At 62.6% G+C, this 1,596-nt stretch carries 2 protein-coding genes; both read left to right on the forward strand.

Features of this window, described 5'->3' with window-relative positions; all coding sequences use genetic code 11:
- On the forward strand, positions 1–1,397 hold a 1,397-nt coding region (locus V6E02_RS12895; RefSeq protein ID WP_430626808.1), incomplete at its 5' end, for a calcium-binding protein.
- On the forward strand, positions 1,379–1,596 hold a 218-nt coding region (locus V6E02_RS12900; RefSeq protein ID WP_347309207.1), incomplete at its 3' end, for a hypothetical protein. The genes V6E02_RS12895 and V6E02_RS12900, both read left to right, overlap by 19 nt.

Raw genomic sequence — 1,596 nt, forward strand, 5'->3', positions numbered from 1 at the left:
CGCTGGCCGCGGTCGGCAAGATTTACGGCAAGACCTATTCTGCCCTCGCGGCCGACCGCAACGATTTCTACACCCACCTCTACGACCTGCAATCGGCCCTGGGTACCGGCACCGTCGTGTCCCTTGCCACCGTCTCCCGCGCCACGCTGGTTGCCGAAGCCCAACGCCCCGACGCCACGGGTCTTGCCTATCGCTACGCTCTCAAGGAACTCAATCCCTTCGCCCTGCTCGGCGTCGACTACAGCCACTTCAACCAGAACGGCGAACTCGATCTCTATGATCCCGCCACTGGCACGGGCAGTCTCACCGATCTGTATCTGCAAGACCGCGCTGCCTTTCTTGCCTGGAAAAACAAAACCTACACCGAAGACACCGACGTGGGCCGGGTTTACGACGGCAGTGCCTGGCACTTCAAGGACGAAGCCGGCGGTGCCGAGCTGTGGGTGGGCAACCCGTACGATGTGAAGAGTAGTCCGCAGTTGCGGCATCTCGTATTCGGCGGCAGCGGCGCGGACACCCTCACCGGGGGTGACAACGCGGATCACCTCTACGGTGACAGCGGCGATGACACCCTCAACGCCGGCAACGGGGCCGACTACCTCGAAGGCCAGCTAGGCGATGATGTTCTCTACGGTGAAGACGGGCGCGATGTATTGATCGGCGGCGGAGGCGACGACACCCTCGATGGGGGCAAAGACGCCGACCGTCTCGAAGGCGGCAAAGGCGCTGACACCTACATCCTCAGCAGCGCCACCAAAGCCAACGACATCATCCGCGACCTCGACGGCCAGGGTCGCATCATGCTCGATGGCAGCGTACTCGACGGCGGCGACTATCAATCCGCCGGTGTTTGGCAGAAAGGCACGACCACCTACACCTTTATCCCCGATGCCAGCGGCCGCGGCACGCTCACCATCACTTCAGATGCCGGCAACATCACCGTCGAGAACTTCGCTGCTGGGGAACTGGGCATCACCCTTCCGGGTGCTTCCGCCGTCGCCCCGCCCCCGCCCGAAGACCGCCGCATCCAGGGCGACCTCGCCCCCATCGACTTCGACCCGGCCACCGCCGGCGTGCAAATGCGCGTGGACGAACTGGGCAACATCATCACCGACCCCCTGGTCGGCGAGACCGACCGCATCGACACCCTCTATGACAGCACCGGCAACGACACAATCCTCGCGGGTGGCGGCAACGACGTGATCCACGCCGACCGGGGCGGCAACGACTGGCTCGACACCGGCACCGGCGACGACCTGGCCACTGCTGGCGCGGGCAATGACAAGCGGGGTACGACGGAAGAAAGACAGTCTGCGCAGTACGGCGACAAAAGTCAGTCGCCCGGATACGGCGACCATATGGTGGCCAACGATCGTGAATGGCGCAGCGCAGCATGAGTGCCGGCCAACAACAAAAGCTTTTTCGGAGATTCAAAAGAGGATCGCGTGCTGGTATGCGAGGCTCAAGTCTGGTCAAGAAGCTGTTGTTTATACCCCTGGCGTTCGTTGTCTTGCTTTTGCTGGCTATCAGCTTCTTCGAGGGCAGGAAGGCGTACTGGGATTATCAGGTGCGGAAGATGTGTGAGAAGGATGGGGG

It is taken from the genome of Thiobacter sp. AK1, assembly GCF_039822265.1.
GTDB classification, from domain to species: Bacteria; Pseudomonadota; Gammaproteobacteria; order Burkholderiales; family Thiobacteraceae; genus Thiobacter; species Thiobacter aerophilum.